The sequence below is a fragment of the Sulfitobacter sp. SK025 genome, assembly GCF_003352105.1.
In the GTDB taxonomy this organism is placed as follows: Bacteria; Pseudomonadota; Alphaproteobacteria; order Rhodobacterales; family Rhodobacteraceae; genus Sulfitobacter; species Sulfitobacter pontiacus.
The window spans coordinates 348,797-365,508 of the sequence record NZ_CP025808.1 but is presented as its reverse complement, the minus strand read 5'-3'; the positions used below and the strand labels follow the sequence as shown (position 1 = coordinate 365,508).

The window sequence follows — 16,712 nt, the reverse complement described above, 5'->3', positions numbered from 1 at the left end:
GTTTGATGGCGGCAGCCTGTGTTTTTGCCTCTGCTGCCCATGCCGATCCGTTGTTTCAGGACATCAGCGCGGGCCTGCCCGATCACCATTATACCGGCGGGTGGGAACATTTTGTCGGCGGCGGTGTGTCGGCGTTTGACTGTTCGGGCGACGGGCTGCCCGATCTGGTGGCCGCAGGCGGCACCGCGCCGCTATTGCTGCTCAAAAACGTCTCTGACACAAGGAAAATCGCCTTTGAACGGGCTGTGATCGACCCCGAGATTACGGGGGCCACGGGGGCCTATCCTGTCGATATGAACGGTGACGGGCTGCTTGATCTATATGTCATGCGCGTCGGGCCGGACCGCGTGCTTCAGGGCGGCGCGGATTGCCAGTTCACCGATGTGACAGAGGCATGGGGCATCCCGCAAACCGATCAATGGACCACCGCCTTCACCGCCTGGTGGGAGGATGGCGCATCCTTCCCCACGCTTGCTGTCGGCCATTATGTTGACCGCGCCAATCCCGATGGGCCGTTTGGTGCATGTGATACCAACACGCTGCTCAGGCCCAGGGGCGGCACCTCGCCCCAATATACCGCGCAAGAGCTGTCGCCGGGGTATTGCGCCCTGTCGATGCTTGCCGCAGAGGATGCGCGTGGGCTCAAATCGCTGCGAATCTCCAATGATAGACACTATTATGTCTCCGGCGGGGCCGAGCAGATGTGGGACATCGCCGAACAGCGGTTCCTGACCGAGGCGGATGGCTGGGCCAAAGTCTCGCTTTGGGGGATGGGGATCGCCAGCCGTGACCTGACCGGCGACCAACGGGACGAGCTGATGCTCACCTCTATGGGGGACCAATTGATGCAGGTGGCGCAAGCCGACGGCAGCTATCGCGGCGCGCCCTATGACATCGGCACCTATGCGCAGCGCCCCTATGTGCCCGGCGATGGCCGCCCGTCTACCGGCTGGCACGCCAGTTTCGCCGATGTGAACAACGATGGCCGCGCCGATCTGTTTATCGCCAAGGGCAATGTCGACCAGATGCCCGGCATGGCGATGCGCGATCCGAATAATCTGTTGATCCAAGAGGCCGATGGCCGCTTTACCGAGGTTGGTGACACCGCAGGTGTGGCCGATATCGCGCGGTCACGGGGGGCGGCACTGGCGGATTTTGACGGCGACGGGCTGCTGGATCTTGCCGTGGTGAACCGGCGCGCGCCGATGCGTATGTATCGCAATGTGACGCCCGAGGCAGGCCGCTTTGTGCGCATCGCGGTGCGGGGCGCGGGCGGCAATCGCTTTGCCGTGGGGGCGCGGGTGATCGTGACGGTGGGCGACGCTGTGCAAAGCCAGCAAGTCACCCTTGGCGGCGGTCATGCGGGGGCGGTGCTGGCACCGCTGCATTTCGGCATCGGCGACGCCGCAGAAGCAACGGTGCAGGTCCGCTGGCCCGACGGCACGCAAAGCGACCCCATGCGCATGACGTCAGGCGATCAGATCACGGTCACGCAGCCCAATTGATCAGGGCGCACCGCCTACGGCCAGACCGCTTGGCACCGTGTCAGGGATACCCAAGCGCCCCGACAGCGCCTGCGGGTCATCCAGACTACGCAAGAAAGACACTAACGCGGCGATATCACCGGGATTCAGCCCTTTGGGCGCGCGGATCATCGCGGCTTGGGTGATGGCATCGCGGGCGGCGGGGTCGTCCATCTCGCGCCAGTCATCCCCGTCCAGCGGCGGCAGGCGCACCCCGTTTCTGTCAGCCGCGCCGGGGGCAAAGCGTTTCGCCGCGCGGGCCGGATCCATATGATCGCGCAAGAACTTCTCTATCTGGCTGTGCCCGCCCGCATGCCCCCAAGGGCCGGTCTGCATCACATTGCGCAGGGACGGCGTGCGAAACGCATAGGCATCGGCCCCATTGCCGGTCACACCCATGCGCCCCGTATCGCGGGTGTGGGTTTCAAACGCGGCCGCCTTACCGGGGCCAAGCTGCGGCGCCCCCATCGCGTGAAAACTATGGTCGGTCTGGAACGCCCCCGCGTGGCAGGCGCTACAGCCTGCCGCGCCATAAAACAGCGCCATGCCCTTTTGCGCATCGGCGTCCAGCAGGGCTGACGGATCGCGCAGATAGGCATCAAAGGCAGAGCTGTCTGACCGCCATTCATGGGCCACAAAGACGGCAATCGCGTTTGAAATATCGGTAAATCCGATGTCGTCGGGGCTGTTGATATGATCATAGACCGATTGGAACCGCTGCGCATAGTCGGGCAAACCCGCCACCCGTCGCGCCAGAATATCCCACGCCCCGCCCTGCGCCGTGATCAGACCCTGACGCACTGCTTTGGCAACGTCATTCTCCATATTCTGGCCGGCCATCTCGTCGGGGCTGAGCACCGGAAACATGGTTTGCGCCGATAGCAAAGACGCAAAACCGTCAAGCATATCGTCGTCCAGCGGCGTGCGGAAACCGGAGGGCATCTCGGCGTCAACCTCGATCCGGCCATCGTGGAACAGCACGGTGAATTCCTTTGCGCCCAGATTGAACAACGCGGGCGAATTGCGCGGGATGCGATGGGGCGGCATGTTGTCGGGATCCCCGCGCCGTTCCAGCCCCAGCCCGACCCCACCTTCGCCCAGACCCAATGATACACCATCGCTGGTGGCAAAATCAGGGTGGTGACAGGTGGCGCAGGCGATATTGCGGTTTCCCGACAGGATCGGATCGTAAAACAGCAATTGCCCGAGGATCGCCTCGTCCAGATCAACGGGCGCAAAGCTGGCCGGATCAACGGGATCGGGCAGCGGACCCGCGACGCCAGGAAACGGCGCAAGACAAAGGGCGAAAGCGGTGGCGAGGGCGGTCTTCATCCTCGCAGTTTTGCGGAAAAACCGCTTCGGTACAAGCGTTTGACGCGGGGCGACCCGCAATCAAGACATGCCGAAAACCGCACAGACAAACGCAGGGGGGAAAAATTTCTTTTGCGCGCGTCAAAACCGCTTTAGGGTCTGAAACAAGGCCGGAAACATCGGTCAAATCAACGGTTGGAGACCACGAATGGGCAAAAGAGATGAATGGATCGCGAAATATGCCGACGATCTGCAAACGAAATGCGGCATGACGCCAGATATGGACCTGCTGACAAAAGTGACCATCGGTTGCGGTCCGTCGATCTATAACGCTGACGCGCAGACCATCGCCGCGTCGCAGGAAAGCGAGCTTGAGCTGGTCAAGAACAACTTCCTCATCAAAAAGCTGGGTCTCTCGGATAGCCCCGAGTTGATGGACGGTATCAACAAAGCCGTAGAGACCTACGGCAAATCCGAGCGGAACAAATACCGCGCGGTGGTCTACTATATGCTGACCAAACATTTCGGCAAAGAATCCGTTTACGCGTAAATCTGACCCTGTCGAACTGGAAACGCCCGCTTGGTTCAGCGGGCGTTTTTATGTCCAAAGCGTGTGCCTAAAGCGTGTGGTAGGCTCTAGGGTTTGGTGTTTCCCAGGGCGCAGATCGCGCTCCATTGCTCTGCTGTGACAGGCTGGACAGACAGACGCGGGCTTTTGACCAGCAGCATATCATCGAACCGGCCATCGGCCTTGATATCGTCCAGCGTCACCGGTTTTTCAAACGGGCGCACGGCTTTGATATCGACACATTCCCAGCGTGCGTCCTCGGTCGAGCTATCGGGATGCGCGGCGGCGCAGACCTCGACAATGCCGACAATCGCGCGCTCTCCCTGCGAATGGTAGAAGAACCCCAGATCGCCAACCGCCATCTCGCGCATGAAGTTGCGCGCCTGATAGTTGCGCACGCCGTCCCATTCCTCGCCCGTGTCCCCCTTGGCGACCTGATCCAGCCAGCCCCAGGTCGAGGGTTCGGATTTGAACAGCCAGTAGGCCATTACCCGATCACCCGGTTCCACGGGATCAGCTGCACATCGGCGAACAACCCGGCCTTGGCATAGGGGTCATTGTCGGCCCAATCTTGCGCCGCGGCTTTGTCGGCGACATCCAGAATGACCAAAGACCCGATCATATCGCCGGCATCATCCAGCAGCGGACCGGCCTGGGCAACGACGCCCGTGGATTTCAGATATTCCACATGGGCGGGGCGGTTTTCCTGACGCACGGAAAGCGCGCCAGCTTTGTCTTTGGCAATAAGGGCAACCAGCATGTTATTCTTCCTTTAAAGGGCGGGTCAAAAGCGCTTTCATCGCGCTGGCTACATCTAAGCGGTTCTCGACCAGACCTGCAACGGCGGCGGTGATCGGCAGATCCAGCCCGTTGTCATGGGCCAGCGCATCGACCGCCCGCGCGGTGGCGGCACCTTCGACGGTGGTGGCGCTGTCAAAGGGCTCCCCCCGGCCCAGGGCCAGCCCCAGCCGGTAGTTCCGCGATTGGGTCGAGGTGCAGGTCAGCGTCAGATCGCCAAAACCGGACAGGCCCGCCAAGGTCACCGGATCCGCGTGGTGATGCGCGGCAAGCCGCTGCATTTCGGCAAAGCCACGGGTCATTACGGCAGCCCGCGCACTTTCGCCCAGACCGGCCCCGATCGCCGCACCGCAAGCGATGGCCACAACGTTTTTCAGCGCCCCGCCCAGTTCCGCACCCACGGTATCAGCGGTGCGGTAAAGACGCAGGTTTGCCGTTGTTAGGCTCTGTTGTAGGGTCGCGCAGGTGGTTTTGTCGGCGCAAGCAAGAGTCAGCGCCGTGGGAAGCCCCCGTGCGATATCCGCGGCAAAGCTTGGCCCCGTGAGGATCGCTGCGGTCGCATGGGGCAGCACCTCGCGGATCACGGCGACAGGGCCAAGACCGGTGTTCAACTCGATCCCCTTGCAACAGGCGACGATGGTCTTGCCGTCCAGCGCGGCAGCGTTGTCACGCAGAAACCCGCGCAGTTTTTGCATCGGGACGGCGGCGAGCAAGGTCTGCGCCTTGGCGGCCTCTGCCAGATCCTCGGTCACGAACAGGCCCTCGGGCAGCGGGCAACCGGGCAGGCGGGCGGTGTTTTCGCGGCTTTGCCCCATGCCCTGCGCATCCCGCGCCCATAGCGTCACCGCGCCCTTACCCGCCAAAGAGATCGCCAACGCAGTGCCAAAGGCACCGGCCCCCAGAACGGCAATGCTCATGCTTTCGCTCCTTTTTTGCCGCTGCCCAACATGGCGGGCTGGCGTGTGTCCAGCGGCCAACGCGGACGGGCCGACAGGGTCAGATCATCGGGCGCGCGCAGCTGGCTTTGCTCGATCGCGGCAAAGGCGATCATCGCGGCATTATCGGTGCACAGCGACAGCGGCGGCGCGACAAAGGCGCAGTCTACTTCGGCGGCAACAGTCTCTAACCCGCGGCCTATCGCCTTGTTCGCGGCCACGCCACCCGCAACACAAAGGGTGCGCACATCAGGCGCGTGATCCAGATATTTCCGCAAGGCGCGGCGGGTCTTTTCGGCCAGTACATCGGTAACGGCAGCCTGGAAACCGGCAGCCAGATCGGCCTGATCCTGAACGCTCAACCCGCCTTTTTCGTCGATCACCTTGTCCCGCGTGCGCAGCACCGCCGTTTTCAACCCCGAAAAAGACATGTCGCAATCGGGCCGGTCCAGCAGCGGGCGCGGCAGGGCAAAGCGCTTCGGATCGCCCGCCTTGGCCGCCTTTTCAATCGCGGGGCCCCCCGGTTGCGGCAGTGAGATCAGGCGCGCCACCTTGTCAAAAGCCTCGCCCGGGGCGTCGTCGATGGTGCCACCCAGGCGTTCAAACCGGTCCGGCCCATGCACCAGCAGGAACTGGCAATGCCCGCCGGACACCAGCAACATCAGATAGGGATAGGGGACATCATCGGTCAGCCGTGGCGTCAGCGCATGGCCCGCCAGATGGTTCACGCCATAAAGCGGCTTGCCCGTCGCGGCAGACAGCCCCTTGGCGCACATCACGCCCGACAGCACGCCGCCGATCAGCCCCGGTCCCGCGGTCACGGCGAAGCCGTCCACATCCGCCAAGGTCAGCGCGGCCTCGGCCAGCGCCTTTTCGACACAAAGGTCCAGCTTTTCCGCGTGGGCGCGGGCTGCGATTTCTGGGACGACACCGCCGAAAGAGGCATGAAGCTCGGTCTGCCCCACAACGACGGAGGACAGCACGAGGGCGCGTTGCCCCGGCAGCTGACGCACCAACGCGGCGGCGGTATCATCGCAGCTGCTTTCCAATCCAAGAAGTAACATGGCTGTTTCCGTTGCAAGGGTGACAGGGGCCAAGTAACACCTTGGGGCAGGTGGAACAATCCTTGGGGCCCAAGCGTCAGATGACAAAACCAGCGTTGATCCTGACCCGCCCTGCGCCCGCCTGCGCGGCGTTTGCGGCCAGCCTGCCGGCTGCGCTGCTGTCGCGGGTGCGGGTGGTGACCAGCCCGTTGCTGCACATTCTACCGACCGCAGCGCCTGTTGATCTGGGCGGCATCGGCGGGGTGATTTTTACCTCGGCCAATGGGGTGGCGCATGGCCCGGAGGGCGGCACCGTGCCGGCCTATTGTGTGGGCGAGGCGACGGCGCAGGCGGCTGCGGCCAAGGGCTGGCAGGTCGCGTTTCACGCCCCCGATGCTGCGCATTTGCTCCCGATGATCAAGGCACATCGCCCCGCAACGCCCCTGCTGCATCTGCGCGGCACGCATCAGCGCGGGGATATTGCCGAACGGTTGACGCAGGCCGGTCTGCCGACACGCGCTGTGGTGCTTTATGACCAGCAGGCGCTGCCCCTGACGCGTGACGCCCAAGCCGCGCTGTCAGATGGCCCGTCGATCGTGCCGCTGTTTTCCCCGCGCACCGCCGCGCAATTCGCTGATCAGGCTCATGACACGCGGCGGGCCACCATCATCGCCCTGAGCCCCGCCGTGGCCGAGGCGCTGGACCGCACAGTGGTTCAGCAGATGCTCATCGCCCCTGAACCAACCGCCACGTCACTGCGTTTTACGCTTGAAACTGCGGTGGATTGGAACAGGTTAGCTTGAAGATCGACCTAGATGCCGTCTAAGGTTGTGCAATACGTCTGATATCAGGTCAGAATCGGAAAGGTTTTTAAGCGTGGCGAAAGCGAAAACACCCAGTTCAGGTGACGACACCCCGAAGACATCTTCGACATCAAGGGCGTCTGCTGCCGCCGCCAAGCCGAAGACCACAGCCAAGAAAACCGGATCGTCCACCGCGACAAAACCGGCTGGGACAACGGCGAAGCCATCAACGGCCAAGCCCAAGCCCGCGGCCAAGACATCTGCTGCAAGCGCGGCGAGCGCCGATAAAACCGCGACGGGTAAAGCCAGCGATGACAAAGCGAGTGCCAAACCGGAAAGCGTGAAAACCACCGACACCGCATCGAGTGCCGCGAAAGCAAGCGACGCCAAAGAAGCAACGACACCCGCTGTGAAAACGGGGGGCAGTGATACGGCGGCCAAGGCTGCTTCGCCCGCGACCACCGCGACCGCCTCGACGTCTGCCAAACCCGAGACGAAGCCGAGCGACGCGAAATCCGATGCAAAGCCCGACGCGAAAGATGTAAAGCCGGACGCGGCCTCTGATAAACCGGCGACACCCGCGTCAAAGCCAGCGACGTCAACCGCATCGACCACAACGGCGAAACCGGCCACGCCGACCAAGACGCCGCCCCCCGTCACCCCCGTGGCAGAGCCTGAAAAGCGCGGTAGTGTCTTTTGGCCGATGCTGTTTGGCGGCATCATCGCGGGCGGGATCGGCTTTGCCGTGGCGGAATATGATCTGCTGGAACAGGCGGGCCTGCGCCCTGCGGACACGTCGCAATCTAACCTGACCGACATGATCGCCGCGCAAGAAGCACGGATCAAGGCGCTGGAAGAGACAGACCCGGCCCCCGCGCCCACCGATGACGCCGCCCTGCAAGAGGTTCAGGCGCTGGTGGCCGAACTGGCCACCCGTGTCGATGATCTGGGCAACCGCCCCGCGGCAGAGGCACCGGCCCCCGTCGATACGTCAGCCTTTGAACAGGAACTGGCAGCGCTGCAATCCTCGGTCGAGACGCAGCGCGATGAAATTCAACGTCTGCTCGACAATGCGCTCAGCGTCGAAGAAGCGACGGCACAGGCCGCACAGGCCGCGACGTTGCAATCCGCCTTGGGCCGGATCGTCTCTGCCGTCACAACCGGCCAGCCCTTCGAGGCAGAGATCGCCGATCTGAAAGCCAATGGTATTCAGGATGTCCCGCCGGCCCTTGCCGATACGGCGGCGACGGGCGTTGTTACTGCGGCCAATCTTCAGGACCGTTTCCCCGATGCGGCACGGGCATCGCTTGCCGCGGCACGCGCGGCCTCGCCTGATGTGGACGGGGGCGGCATTGGCGGCTTCTTCAAGCAGCAGTTGGGGGCGCGGTCGGTTGCACCGCGTGATGGGGATGACCCCGACGCGATCCTGTCCCGCGCCGAAGCGGCAATGCGCGACGGGCGTCTGGCCGATGCGCTGGCAGAGGTGAAAGCCCTGCCGCCCGAAGCCCAAGAACCCCTGTCCGAATGGCTCTCTGATGCGCAAGCGCGCCACGACGCCCAAGACGCCGTACAGACATTGACACAACGCCTGACGGCGAACTGAGGAACCTGATTTATGCTTTGGTCACTGATAAAGATCGTTGTGTTCGTTGCGGTGATTGCCGCCATCACCTGGGGCGCATCGTTCTTGCTGGAAAGCTCGGGCGGGTTGCAGGTCACCGTGATGGGCACCGAATACAGCTTTGGCCCGCTGCAATCCGTCATCGCCGTGGTCCTGCTGGTTGTCGCGGTCTGGATCATGCTCAAGATCTTTGCGCTGCTGGTTGCGGTCTGGCATTTCCTGAACGGCGACGAAACCGCGCTGTCGCGCTATTTCGACCGCAACCGCGAACGCAAAGGCTACGAGGCGCTCTCCGAAGGGCTTATGGCGCTGGCCAGCGGCGAAGGGCGTCTGGCGATGGCCAAGGCCGCAAAGGCGGATAAATACCTTGAACGTCCTGACCTGACCAATCTGCTGATCGCGCAGGCCGCGGAAATGGCGGGCGACCGTCGCAAGGCAGAAGAGACCTATCGCAAGCTGGTCACCAACGAACGCACCCGCTTTGTCGGTGTGCGCGGGATCATGAAACAGAAGCTGGCCGAAGGCGACACGGAAACCGCGCTGAAGCTGGCCGAGAAAGCTTTTGCCATCAAACCGAAACACGCCGAAACCGGTGATGTGCTGCTGAAACTGCAGGCCGAGAAAGAAGATTGGGCCGGTGCGCGCCAAACGCTGAACACCAAGCTCAAGAACGGCCAGATGCCGCGCGATGTGCATAAACGTCGCGATGCCGTGCTCGCCCTGTCCGAGGCGAAAGACGTCATTGCCGAAGGGAACAGCATCGAAGCCCGCGAGGCCGCGATCGAGGCGAACCGCCTGTCCCCCGATCTGATCCCCGCAGCCGTGATGGCGGCGCATGGTTATATCGATCAGGGCAAACCGAAATATGCGGCTCGCGTGCTGAAGAAAGCGTGGGACGTGCAGCCGCACCCCGATCTGGCCGGTGCCTTCGCCGCGATCCAGCCGGACGAGACCCCGAAAGAGCGGCTCAAGCGGTTTACCACGCTGACCCGCGTGCAGCCGGACCACCCCGAGACCAAGATGCTGCTGGCAGAGCTGAACATCGCCGCCGAAGATTTCCCGCAAGCGCGCCGGTCCTTGGGCGATCTGGTTGAAACCGACCCGACCGCGCGTTCGGTCACCTTGATGGCGGCCATCGAACGGGGCGAGGGGGCCTCGGATACTATCGTCAAAGGCTGGCTGGCACGGGCGCTGACCGTATCGCGCGGCCCTCAGTGGATTTGTGACAACTGCCAACATATCCACGCGAGCTGGAAGCCGATCTGCGAAAACTGCCACAGCTTCGATACGCTGGCGTGGAAAACCCCGCCCATGTCCGAAGTCGCCATGCCCGGCGGTGTGCAGATGCTGCCGCTGATCGTCGGCGCACTAGAGGATAACTCGGGCGCGGATGCCAAGCCGCCTGTCGCCACCCGCGCCGATATCGAGGATGCAGAGCTGATCGACGACACCCCCGCAGGCGCCGTCGATCCGGTTGAAAAACCAGCGACCCAGCCCGAGAAATAGCGCAGGGCCCAAAGGTGAACGAAAACAAAGGCCGGCACGTATTGTGTCGGCCTTTTGCGTTGGGGTTTATGTCTAACCGGCCTTTTGGTGTCTTATCGGATGACGGGGCTGCCGCAGGGGCGTATGTCTGTGGCACGACTATTGCAAAGGATATCCCCCATGCCCGCTGATGATTTTGTATTCCCCCCGGCACCTCAGGCCAGTCTGGCTGTGCAGGGCACCGACGCCCGTTTTCCCATGCGCCGCATCTTCTGCGTGGGTCGCAACTACGAGGCGCACGCCCGCGAGATGGGCAAAGATCCGACGCGTGAGGCGCCGTTCTTTTTCACCAAACCCGCCGATGCGGCGCTGGATACGCCCTGCACCATCCCCTATCCGCCCCAGACAGAGGATCTGCACCACGAGATCGAACTGGTGATCGCCATCGGCAAAGGCGGGCGCAACATCGCGGAAGCTGACGTGATGGATCACGTCTGGGGGGCTTCGGTCGGGATCGACCTGACCCGCCGTGACCTGCAGGCAGAGGCGAAGAAAGCCGGTCGGCCATGGGATTGGGGCAAGGCCTTTGACAACTCCGCCCCGATTGCCGCGCTGAAACCCATCGCCGATGTCCCGTCTGTGGAACAGGGGCGCATCTGGCTTGCCGTGAACGGTAAGGTGCGGCAGGACGCCGATCTGGCCGATCTGATCTGGTCGGTACGTGAACATGTGGCGATCTTGTCGCAATCTATGGCGCTGGCCCCGGGGGATATCATCATGACGGGCACACCGGCCGGTGTCGCAGCCCTTGTGGAAGGGGATGTCGTGACCGGCGGCGTTGACGGGGTCGCGACGCTTGAGGTGACAATAGGCCCCCGCGCCTGAGCCCCAGCATCGCCCCGCGACAAAAGCGCCCGTTGAAATCACGGGGGCGCCCCCTAGGTTACAAGATGATTGATACATATGGGAAATCGCAATGAAACATATCTATAGCGCTCTACTGGCCACCGTGATCGCGGTTCCGGCCCTGGCAGACAGCCATAGCATGGGTGACGCAGACGCCGGCGAAAAGCAGTTCGGCAAATGCAAAGCCTGCCACATGATCGTGGACGACGCAGGCGAGACGATCCAGCGCGGCGGCAAAGTCGGTCCGAACCTTTACGGTATCATCGGCAAGCAGGCCGGCACCGTCGAAGACTATCGCTACGGCGATGATCTGGTCGCCGCCGGTGAAGCCGGTCTGGTCTGGGACGAAGCCAATGTGGCCAAATACCTGCAGAACCCCACCGATTTCCTGCGCACCACACTGGATGACAAGAAAGCCCGTTCGAAGATGTCGTTCAGAATGCGTAAAGGCGGCGAAGATGTAGCGGCCTATCTCGCGACGTTCTCTCCCGAAGTCGAGGCCGCAGCAGACGCGCCCATGGCCGACGATGCAGAGGCCGAGAAAACCGAATAAGCGGCTCTAACCCGCCTGATTGGCCCGCGTTTCCAGAGGGGGACGCGGGCTTTTTTATGACCTTAACTGTTCAGATCAGACCAGCAGGGCAGCAGATCGCCCGCCGCCGGTGTCGCGTGATAGGCTGCCCGCGCAATTGCGCGCGCCAGACACAGTGACGCGGCATGGCCGATCAGCGGAAGAATGCTTTCGGCAACCTCATGCGCGCCGGTGCTAAGGCCAAAGACCAGATCACCGTCATAGGGGGTGTGCGCAGGCACCGTAGCCCGCCCGATCCCGTCATGGGCCGCAACGGACATCCGCTGGCATTGCGCCTTTGTCAGGGTCGCATCCGTGGCGACAATCGCGATCGTCGTATTCTCGCGCGGGGACATCGACGCCATCTTGCGGCTTTCCATCGTCATCCCCAGCCCCGTCGCCGGGTCCGGGCCCATGCCGCCGAACTCTGCATCCACCTCGAAGGGGGCGGCGTAGAAGTGACGGTCACTCGGCGTGGTGACGGCCCCCACCGGATTGGCCGCGACCAATGCGCCGACCATTGTTCCATCGGGCAGGTGCAGTGACGCGGACCCCAGCCCGCCTTTCACCATCGCGCTCAGCGCGCCGGTGCCCGCGCCGATGGTGCCGAGCGTGAAATCTTCAGCCGCGGCGTCATAGGCGGCACGGCCCAAGGCGCGGTAGGGGTTCTCTGCCCAGGTCTTGTCCCCGCCGTTCAGCAGGTCGAACAGGATCGCCCCCGGCACCAGCGGGATCGTCGCGTCGCCCAGCCGAAACCCGCGCCCCGCCGCGCGCAGCCCGTCCACCACGCCCGAACAGGCATCCAGCCCATAGGCCGACCCGCCCGACAGCACCAGCGCATCCACCGCGGCGACCAATTTATCGGGGGCGAGCAGATCCGTCTCGCGCGTGCCGGGGGCACCGCCCATCACATGGACAGAGGCGGTAAAGGGGTCATCCGCCAGCAGCACCGTCGTGCCGGATTTCAGCGCATCGTCCTGCGCGTTTCCCACCCGAAGGCCGGGCACATCGGTGATCAGGTTTCTGGGTCCGGGTTTCATAGGGCAGGGCCTTTGGTTGGTGCGGGACGCTCCGCGGGGAGTTTATTTGGCAAAATGAAGCAGGGGCATCACAGATCCGGCAAACGGGGCGCGGCGGCGAGGAGCTTTTGCGTGTAAGGGTGTTGCGGGCGATCAAAGACGTCGGCGGTGGCGCCTTGTTCGACAATCTGCCCCGATTTCATGACCAGCACCCGGTCCGTGACTGTGCGCACCACCGACAGATCATGGGAGATAAAGAGGTAGGTCAGGTCATAGGCGCTGCAAAGCTCTGCCAGCAGATCAAGGATCTGCGCCCGAACCGAGACGTCGAGCGCGCTCACCGCCTCGTCAAAGAGGATGAGGTCGGGGCGGATGATCAGGGCGCGGGCGATGGCAATGCGCTGGCGCTGCCCACCCGAGAATTCGTGGATGTATTTGGTCGCATCGTCCGGCGACAGCCCCACGGCGGTCAGCGCATCGGCGATGGCATCGCTGCGGGCGCGGCCCTTGGGCGGGTCGGGCAGCAGGTGGAACGGTTCGGTGATCAGCCGGTCCACGCGGTGGCGCGGGTTGAAGCTGCCGAAGGGATCCTGGAACACCACCTGCATTTTGCGCCGCACGGCAAGATCGGGTTTGCTGCCGCTATAGACCGCGGTGCCGTCGAGTGTGATGTTGCCCGATTGAACCGGTTCCAGACCCAAAAGCGCCCGTGTCAGGGTCGATTTCCCGCAGCCGCTTTCACCCACGAGGCCAAGGCGTTCCCCCCGTTGCAGGGTGAAGGACACGTTATCGACGGCGCGGAAACGCCCCGGTTTGCCGAACAGCGTCTTGCGTGGCAGGGCATAATCGCGGCTCACGTTTTCCACCTTCAGCAGTGGTTGCGGAGGCGGGGCGGCAGGCAGGGCGACCGCATGGGTCGAGGCGGCAAACAGCATCCGCGTATAGGGGTGGCGCATGGTGTGCAGCAGGGTGTGTGTGTGCCCCTGTTCGACGATCTCTCCCTTGCGCATGACGATGATGCGGTCGGCCATATCGGCGACCACTGCCAGATCATGAGTGATCATCAGCAGCCCCATCCCGTCATCCCGCGCCAGCGATTTCAGCAGATCAAGGATCTGCGCCTGCGTCGTGACATCCAGCGCGGTGGTCGGTTCATCGGCGATCAGCAAGCGCGGCCGCAGCGCGATCGCCATCGCGATCACCACCCGTTGGCGTTGCCCGCCCGACAGCTCGTGCGGGTAGCGGGACAGGGGAAAGCGGTCATTTGGCAGGCCGACCCGTTCCAGCGTTTCGGCGGCTTGGCGGGCCGCGGCTTGGCGTGACACGGTTTTGTCGTGGATACGGATGGTTTCCGCCACTTGATGGCCGATGGTCTGCACCGGGTTCAGCGCCGTCATCGGTTCCTGAAACACCATGCCGATGTCATTGCCGCGGATCGCGCAAAGCTCGGCTTCGGGCAGGGCCAGCAGGTCTTGATCCCCCAGCATGATATGACCGCGCGCCTGCGTCCCCTTGGGCAGCAGTTGCATCGCCGCCAGCGCGGTCATGGATTTGCCCGACCCGCTTTCGCCGGTGACGGCCACGATCTCTCCGGCGTCGACAGAGAGGGTTACGCCCTGCAGGATATTGAACCGGTGGATCGCCACCGACAGGTTGGTGATGCTAAGCAAGCTCATATCCGGCGCACCCGCAACCGTGGGTCCAGCGCATCGCGCAGCCCGTCGCCCATCAGGTTCAGCCCCAGCACTATCAGGATGATCGCGAACCCCGGCACCAGCGCCATATGCGGCGCGATGCTGACCATGGTTTGCGCATCTGCCAGCATCCGGCCCCAGGAAGGCGTCGGCGGCTGCGCGCCCAGCCCGACATAGGACAGCCCTGCCTCGGCCAGAATGCCGAGGCTGAACTGGATCGTCCCCTGCACGATCAGCAGATTGGTCACATTGGGCAGGATATGTTCGACCGATATCCGCGCCGCCGATTTACCAGCGACCCGCGCGGCGAGGATGAACTCACGCTCCCACAGGCTGAGCGCGGCCCCGCGGGTGATACGCGCAAAGACGGGAATGTTGAAGATGCCGATGGCGATGATCGCGTTCACCGCGCTGGCCCCGAAGATCGCCGTGATCAGGATTGCGATCACCAGCGAGGGGAAAGCAAAGACCAGATCGTTGCCGCGCATGATGATCTCGTCCACCAGCGACCCGCGTTTGGCTGCCGCCCACAGACCAAGCGGCACGCCAAGGCCCATGCCGATGCCCACCGCCACCAGCGCCACGGCGATAGAGGTGCGCGCGCCGACCATGATCATGCTCAGGATGTCGCGGCCAAAGTGATCGGTGCCCAGCAGATGCGCACCGCCGACCCCTTGCAGCTTGTTCGGGATATCCATCGCCGTATGGGAAAACGGCGTCCAGACAAAGGACACAAGCGCGGACAGCAGAAAGACCGAGGTCAGCAGCGCGCCAAGGATCAGGTTCCGGTTCATGCGCGCGCCCTCAGACGCGGGTCAACCGCCGCATAGGCCAGATCCACAAGGAAGTTCACCACAATGACCGAAAAGACCAGCAGCATGACCACGGATTCCACCACGATCAGATCCCGCGCCGAAATGGATTGAAACACCAGCCGTCCAAGCCCGGGCAGATAGAACACCTGTTCGATAATGATCGACCCCGCCAGCAGGAACGAAAATTGCAGCCCGATGATCGTCAGCACAGGGATCAGCGCATTGCGTAACCCGTGCCGCCACAGCGCTTGTCTTTCGGTCAGCCCTTTGGCGCGGGCGCTGCGCATATAGTCTTCGCCCAAGACATCCAGCAGCGCAGACCGCATGACCCGCGCCAGAATGGCCGCCTGGGGCAGGGCCAGTGCGATGGCGGGCAGGGTAAGGGCGTGCAGCCCCGTCAGCACACCCTGATCCCAGCCGACAAAACCGCCAGCGGCGAACCAGCGCAGGTTGATGGCGAATATCAGCACAAGGATCATCGCGAACCAGAAATTGGGCACCGCGACCCCCAGTTGTGTGGCCCCCATGACGCCCATATCACCGGCTTTGCCACGCCGTGCCGCCGCATAGATCCCCGCGGGAAAGGCGATCAGCGTGGACAGCCCAAGCGCGTATAGCGCCAGTGGCAGGGACACCCAAAGCCGCGCGGCGATCATCTCGGACACAGGGGTGCGGTAGGTATAGGAGGTGCCGAAATCCCCCTGCAGCAGCCCGCCGACCCAAGCCAGATAGCGCGCCGGTTTCGATGCATCGAGCCCAAGTTCACTGCGCAAAGCAGCAAGCGTTTCAGGCTGCGCATTCATCCCCAGCATAAAAGAGGCCGGGTCACCGGGGGCAACTTCGATGACGGTAAAGATCACCAGCGACGCAACAGCCAGGCTGATACAGAGCGAAAGCAAACGTTTGAGCGTGTACCGGATCATGCGGCTGAAGGTAGGCGCGCAAATCAACAGCGTCCAGCGCAGAAAAACCTTTTTAAGGCGAGCGGGTTACCCGTCGCTCTCTTTTTGGTGAAGCGATTAGTTTTGGGGCAGGGGAACCAATTCGCGCTGCCCGGGGTTGGGTATGCAGAAACGAGAATTTAGGAGCTTAACGATGACCAACACATTTAAGACACTCGCTATTGCCGCCCTTATGGGTACCGTATCCGCACCAGCATTTGCTGCCGCACATGCTGACACCTCGATGACCTGCGCCGAGTTCAACGAACTGTCGAAAGACGATCAGATGATGGTGGCTTCCGCTGCGATCGCAGAGATCGATGATGGTGACAACGGCGGTTCCATGGGCAACTCTGGCCGTGACACAGGTGATACAACCACCACCACTACTGTAACAGCAGCCGAAGCGACCGACGATGAGCCTGAAGAAGGTTCGCTGGAAGGTGACCTGAAAGCTGTGGAAGACACCGGTGGTAACACTGCTGAATCCAACATGACAGCAGAGCCAATGGACGAAGCCGCGATGGAACAGTTCATGGTTGTATGTAACCAGAACCTTGACGCCACCGTAGGTGAGGCCGCTGCTGGTCTGCCAGGCGACAAATAAGACTTAACCCTTCAGGGTTTTGCGGGCGGGTGCAGAAATGCGCCCGCCTTTTTTGTGCGATACAGCCTACGA

Annotated in this window: 18 protein-coding genes; 8 read left to right on the top strand and 10 right to left on the bottom strand. The window is 62.9% G+C overall.

Going from position 1 to position 16,712, the window contains the following annotated elements; genetic code table 11:
* The first annotated feature begins 5 nt into the window (after positions 1–5).
* Positions 6–1,505 carry a CRTAC1 family protein gene (locus C1J04_RS01680; RefSeq protein ID WP_009825682.1) on the top strand — a complete coding sequence of 500 codons (1,500 nt, stop codon included), beginning with the start codon at positions 6–8 and terminating at the stop codon, positions 1,503–1,505.
* On the opposite strand, the gene C1J04_RS01675 is transcribed toward C1J04_RS01680, so the two are convergent.
* Positions 1,506–2,855 carry a cytochrome-c peroxidase gene (locus C1J04_RS01675; protein WP_009825681.1) on the bottom strand — a complete coding sequence of 450 codons (1,350 nt, stop codon included), beginning with the start codon at positions 2,853–2,855 and terminating at the stop codon, positions 1,506–1,508.
* A gap of 187 nt (positions 2,856–3,042) precedes the next feature.
* Here C1J04_RS01675 and C1J04_RS01670 point away from each other — a divergent pair, with 187 nt between their 5' ends.
* Complete coding sequence (locus C1J04_RS01670; RefSeq protein WP_009825680.1) at positions 3,043–3,384, top strand: DUF2853 family protein; 342 nt, start codon at positions 3,043–3,045, stop codon at positions 3,382–3,384.
* Between the two features lie 86 nt (positions 3,385–3,470).
* Here the strand turns inward: C1J04_RS01670 and C1J04_RS01665 are convergent, their stop codons facing one another.
* The 4 genes from C1J04_RS01665 to tsaD are packed head-to-tail and all read right to left on the bottom strand — an operon-like array spanning position 3,471 to position 6,199.
* On the bottom strand, positions 3,471–3,890 hold the full coding sequence (locus C1J04_RS01665) for an EVE domain-containing protein (RefSeq protein WP_009825679.1): 420 nt from the start codon (positions 3,888–3,890) through the stop codon (positions 3,471–3,473).
* Positions 3,890–4,162, bottom strand: coding sequence for a YciI family protein (locus C1J04_RS01660; RefSeq protein ID WP_005850688.1), 273 nt, complete (start codon positions 4,160–4,162; stop codon positions 3,890–3,892). The genes C1J04_RS01665 and C1J04_RS01660 overlap by 1 nt, the downstream gene beginning before the upstream one ends.
* Before the next feature lies 1 nt (position 4,163).
* Positions 4,164–5,117, bottom strand: coding sequence for an NAD(P)H-dependent glycerol-3-phosphate dehydrogenase (locus tag C1J04_RS01655; protein WP_009825678.1), 954 nt, complete (start codon positions 5,115–5,117; stop codon positions 4,164–4,166).
* Entirely contained in the window at positions 5,114–6,199 is a 1,086-nt protein-coding gene (gene tsaD, locus C1J04_RS01650; protein WP_037954028.1) for a tRNA (adenosine(37)-N6)-threonylcarbamoyltransferase complex transferase subunit TsaD, read from the bottom strand. Before tsaD ends, C1J04_RS01655 begins: the two co-directional genes overlap by 4 nt.
* A gap of 80 nt (positions 6,200–6,279) precedes the next feature.
* Here tsaD and C1J04_RS01645 point away from each other — a divergent pair, with 80 nt between their 5' ends.
* Positions 6,280–6,981, top strand: a complete 702-nt coding sequence (locus C1J04_RS01645) for a uroporphyrinogen-III synthase (protein ID WP_254655133.1) — start codon at positions 6,280–6,282, stop codon at positions 6,979–6,981.
* On the opposite strand, the gene C1J04_RS01640 is transcribed toward C1J04_RS01645, so the two are convergent.
* Complete coding sequence (locus C1J04_RS01640; RefSeq protein WP_254655132.1) at positions 6,973–7,704, bottom strand: hypothetical protein; 732 nt, start codon at positions 7,702–7,704, stop codon at positions 6,973–6,975. The genes C1J04_RS01645 and C1J04_RS01640 overlap by 9 nt on opposite strands.
* Here C1J04_RS01640 and C1J04_RS01635 point away from each other — a divergent pair.
* The 4 genes from C1J04_RS01635 to C1J04_RS01620 all read left to right on the top strand — a co-directional run bounded on the left by C1J04_RS01635 (position 7,685) and on the right by C1J04_RS01620 (position 11,546).
* Positions 7,685–8,584: a COG4223 family protein gene (locus tag C1J04_RS01635; RefSeq protein ID WP_009825674.1), complete on the top strand. Its 900-nt coding sequence runs from the start codon at positions 7,685–7,687 to the stop codon at positions 8,582–8,584. The two genes, C1J04_RS01640 and C1J04_RS01635, sit on opposite strands and share 20 nt — an antisense overlap.
* A 12-nt stretch (positions 8,585–8,596) precedes the next feature.
* A complete protein-coding gene (locus C1J04_RS01630; RefSeq protein WP_009825673.1) occupies positions 8,597–10,108 on the top strand; it encodes a heme biosynthesis protein HemY in 1,512 nt (503 codons plus the stop codon).
* A gap of 159 nt (positions 10,109–10,267) precedes the next feature.
* Positions 10,268–10,972, top strand: coding sequence for a fumarylacetoacetate hydrolase family protein (locus C1J04_RS01625; protein WP_009825672.1), 705 nt, complete (start codon positions 10,268–10,270; stop codon positions 10,970–10,972).
* A gap of 91 nt (positions 10,973–11,063) precedes the next feature.
* Positions 11,064–11,546: a c-type cytochrome gene (locus tag C1J04_RS01620; RefSeq protein ID WP_009825671.1), complete on the top strand. Its 483-nt coding sequence runs from the start codon at positions 11,064–11,066 to the stop codon at positions 11,544–11,546.
* Between the two features lie 62 nt (positions 11,547–11,608).
* Here C1J04_RS01620 and C1J04_RS01615 read toward each other — a convergent pair whose 3' ends face one another.
* The 4 genes from C1J04_RS01615 to C1J04_RS01600 all read right to left on the bottom strand — a co-directional run bounded on the left by C1J04_RS01615 (position 11,609) and on the right by C1J04_RS01600 (position 16,015).
* The gene (locus C1J04_RS01615; RefSeq protein ID WP_009825670.1) at positions 11,609–12,604 is read right to left on the bottom strand and encodes a P1 family peptidase; all 996 of its coding nucleotides are present in this window, start codon (positions 12,602–12,604) and stop codon (positions 11,609–11,611) included.
* Between the two features lie 68 nt (positions 12,605–12,672).
* Positions 12,673–14,259 (bottom strand): ABC transporter ATP-binding protein, encoded by a 1,587-nt coding sequence (locus C1J04_RS01610; RefSeq protein ID WP_009825669.1) that lies wholly within the window; start codon positions 14,257–14,259, stop codon positions 12,673–12,675.
* Entirely contained in the window at positions 14,256–15,071 is an 816-nt protein-coding gene (locus C1J04_RS01605) for an ABC transporter permease (RefSeq protein WP_009825668.1), read from the bottom strand. The genes C1J04_RS01610 and C1J04_RS01605 overlap by 4 nt, the downstream gene beginning before the upstream one ends.
* Positions 15,068–16,015, bottom strand: a complete 948-nt coding sequence (locus C1J04_RS01600) for an ABC transporter permease (protein WP_037965886.1) — start codon at positions 16,013–16,015, stop codon at positions 15,068–15,070. Before C1J04_RS01600 ends, C1J04_RS01605 begins: the two co-directional genes overlap by 4 nt.
* Before the next feature lie 172 nt (positions 16,016–16,187).
* Here C1J04_RS01600 and C1J04_RS01595 point away from each other — a divergent pair, with 172 nt between their 5' ends.
* Positions 16,188–16,640: a hypothetical protein gene (locus C1J04_RS01595; protein WP_037954025.1), complete on the top strand. Its 453-nt coding sequence runs from the start codon at positions 16,188–16,190 to the stop codon at positions 16,638–16,640.
* Positions 16,641–16,712 lie beyond the last annotated feature (72 nt).

Excerpts from the sequence above, each read along its gene's own strand:
- C1J04_RS01680 (WP_009825682.1), top strand. The coding sequence starts at position 6 with ATGGCGGCAGCCTGTGTTTTTGCCTCTGCTGCCCATGCCGATCCGTTG.
- C1J04_RS01675 (WP_009825681.1), bottom strand. The coding sequence starts at position 2,855 with ATGAAGACCGCCCTCGCCACCGCTTTCGCCCTTTGTCTTGCGCCGTTT.
- C1J04_RS01670 (WP_009825680.1), top strand. The coding sequence starts at position 3,043 with ATGGGCAAAAGAGATGAATGGATCGCGAAATATGCCGACGATCTGCAA.
- C1J04_RS01665 (WP_009825679.1), bottom strand. The coding sequence starts at position 3,890 with ATGGCCTACTGGCTGTTCAAATCCGAACCCTCGACCTGGGGCTGGCTG.
- C1J04_RS01660 (WP_005850688.1), bottom strand. The coding sequence starts at position 4,162 with ATGCTGGTTGCCCTTATTGCCAAAGACAAAGCTGGCGCGCTTTCCGTG.
- C1J04_RS01655 (WP_009825678.1), bottom strand. The coding sequence starts at position 5,117 with ATGAGCATTGCCGTTCTGGGGGCCGGTGCCTTTGGCACTGCGTTGGCG.
- tsaD (WP_037954028.1), bottom strand. The coding sequence starts at position 6,199 with ATGTTACTTCTTGGATTGGAAAGCAGCTGCGATGATACCGCCGCCGCG.
- C1J04_RS01645 (WP_254655133.1), top strand. The coding sequence starts at position 6,280 with ATGACAAAACCAGCGTTGATCCTGACCCGCCCTGCGCCCGCCTGCGCG.
- C1J04_RS01635 (WP_009825674.1), top strand. The coding sequence starts at position 7,685 with ATGCTGTTTGGCGGCATCATCGCGGGCGGGATCGGCTTTGCCGTGGCG.
- C1J04_RS01640 (WP_254655132.1), bottom strand. The coding sequence starts at position 7,704 with ATGATGCCGCCAAACAGCATCGGCCAAAAGACACTACCGCGCTTTTCA.
- C1J04_RS01630 (WP_009825673.1), top strand. The coding sequence starts at position 8,597 with ATGCTTTGGTCACTGATAAAGATCGTTGTGTTCGTTGCGGTGATTGCC.
- C1J04_RS01625 (WP_009825672.1), top strand. The coding sequence starts at position 10,268 with ATGCCCGCTGATGATTTTGTATTCCCCCCGGCACCTCAGGCCAGTCTG.
- C1J04_RS01620 (WP_009825671.1), top strand. The coding sequence starts at position 11,064 with ATGAAACATATCTATAGCGCTCTACTGGCCACCGTGATCGCGGTTCCG.
- C1J04_RS01615 (WP_009825670.1), bottom strand. The coding sequence starts at position 12,604 with ATGAAACCCGGACCCAGAAACCTGATCACCGATGTGCCCGGCCTTCGG.
- C1J04_RS01610 (WP_009825669.1), bottom strand. The coding sequence starts at position 14,259 with ATGAGCTTGCTTAGCATCACCAACCTGTCGGTGGCGATCCACCGGTTC.
- C1J04_RS01605 (WP_009825668.1), bottom strand. The coding sequence starts at position 15,071 with ATGAACCGGAACCTGATCCTTGGCGCGCTGCTGACCTCGGTCTTTCTG.
- C1J04_RS01600 (WP_037965886.1), bottom strand. The coding sequence starts at position 16,015 with ATGATCCGGTACACGCTCAAACGTTTGCTTTCGCTCTGTATCAGCCTG.
- C1J04_RS01595 (WP_037954025.1), top strand. The coding sequence starts at position 16,188 with ATGACCAACACATTTAAGACACTCGCTATTGCCGCCCTTATGGGTACC.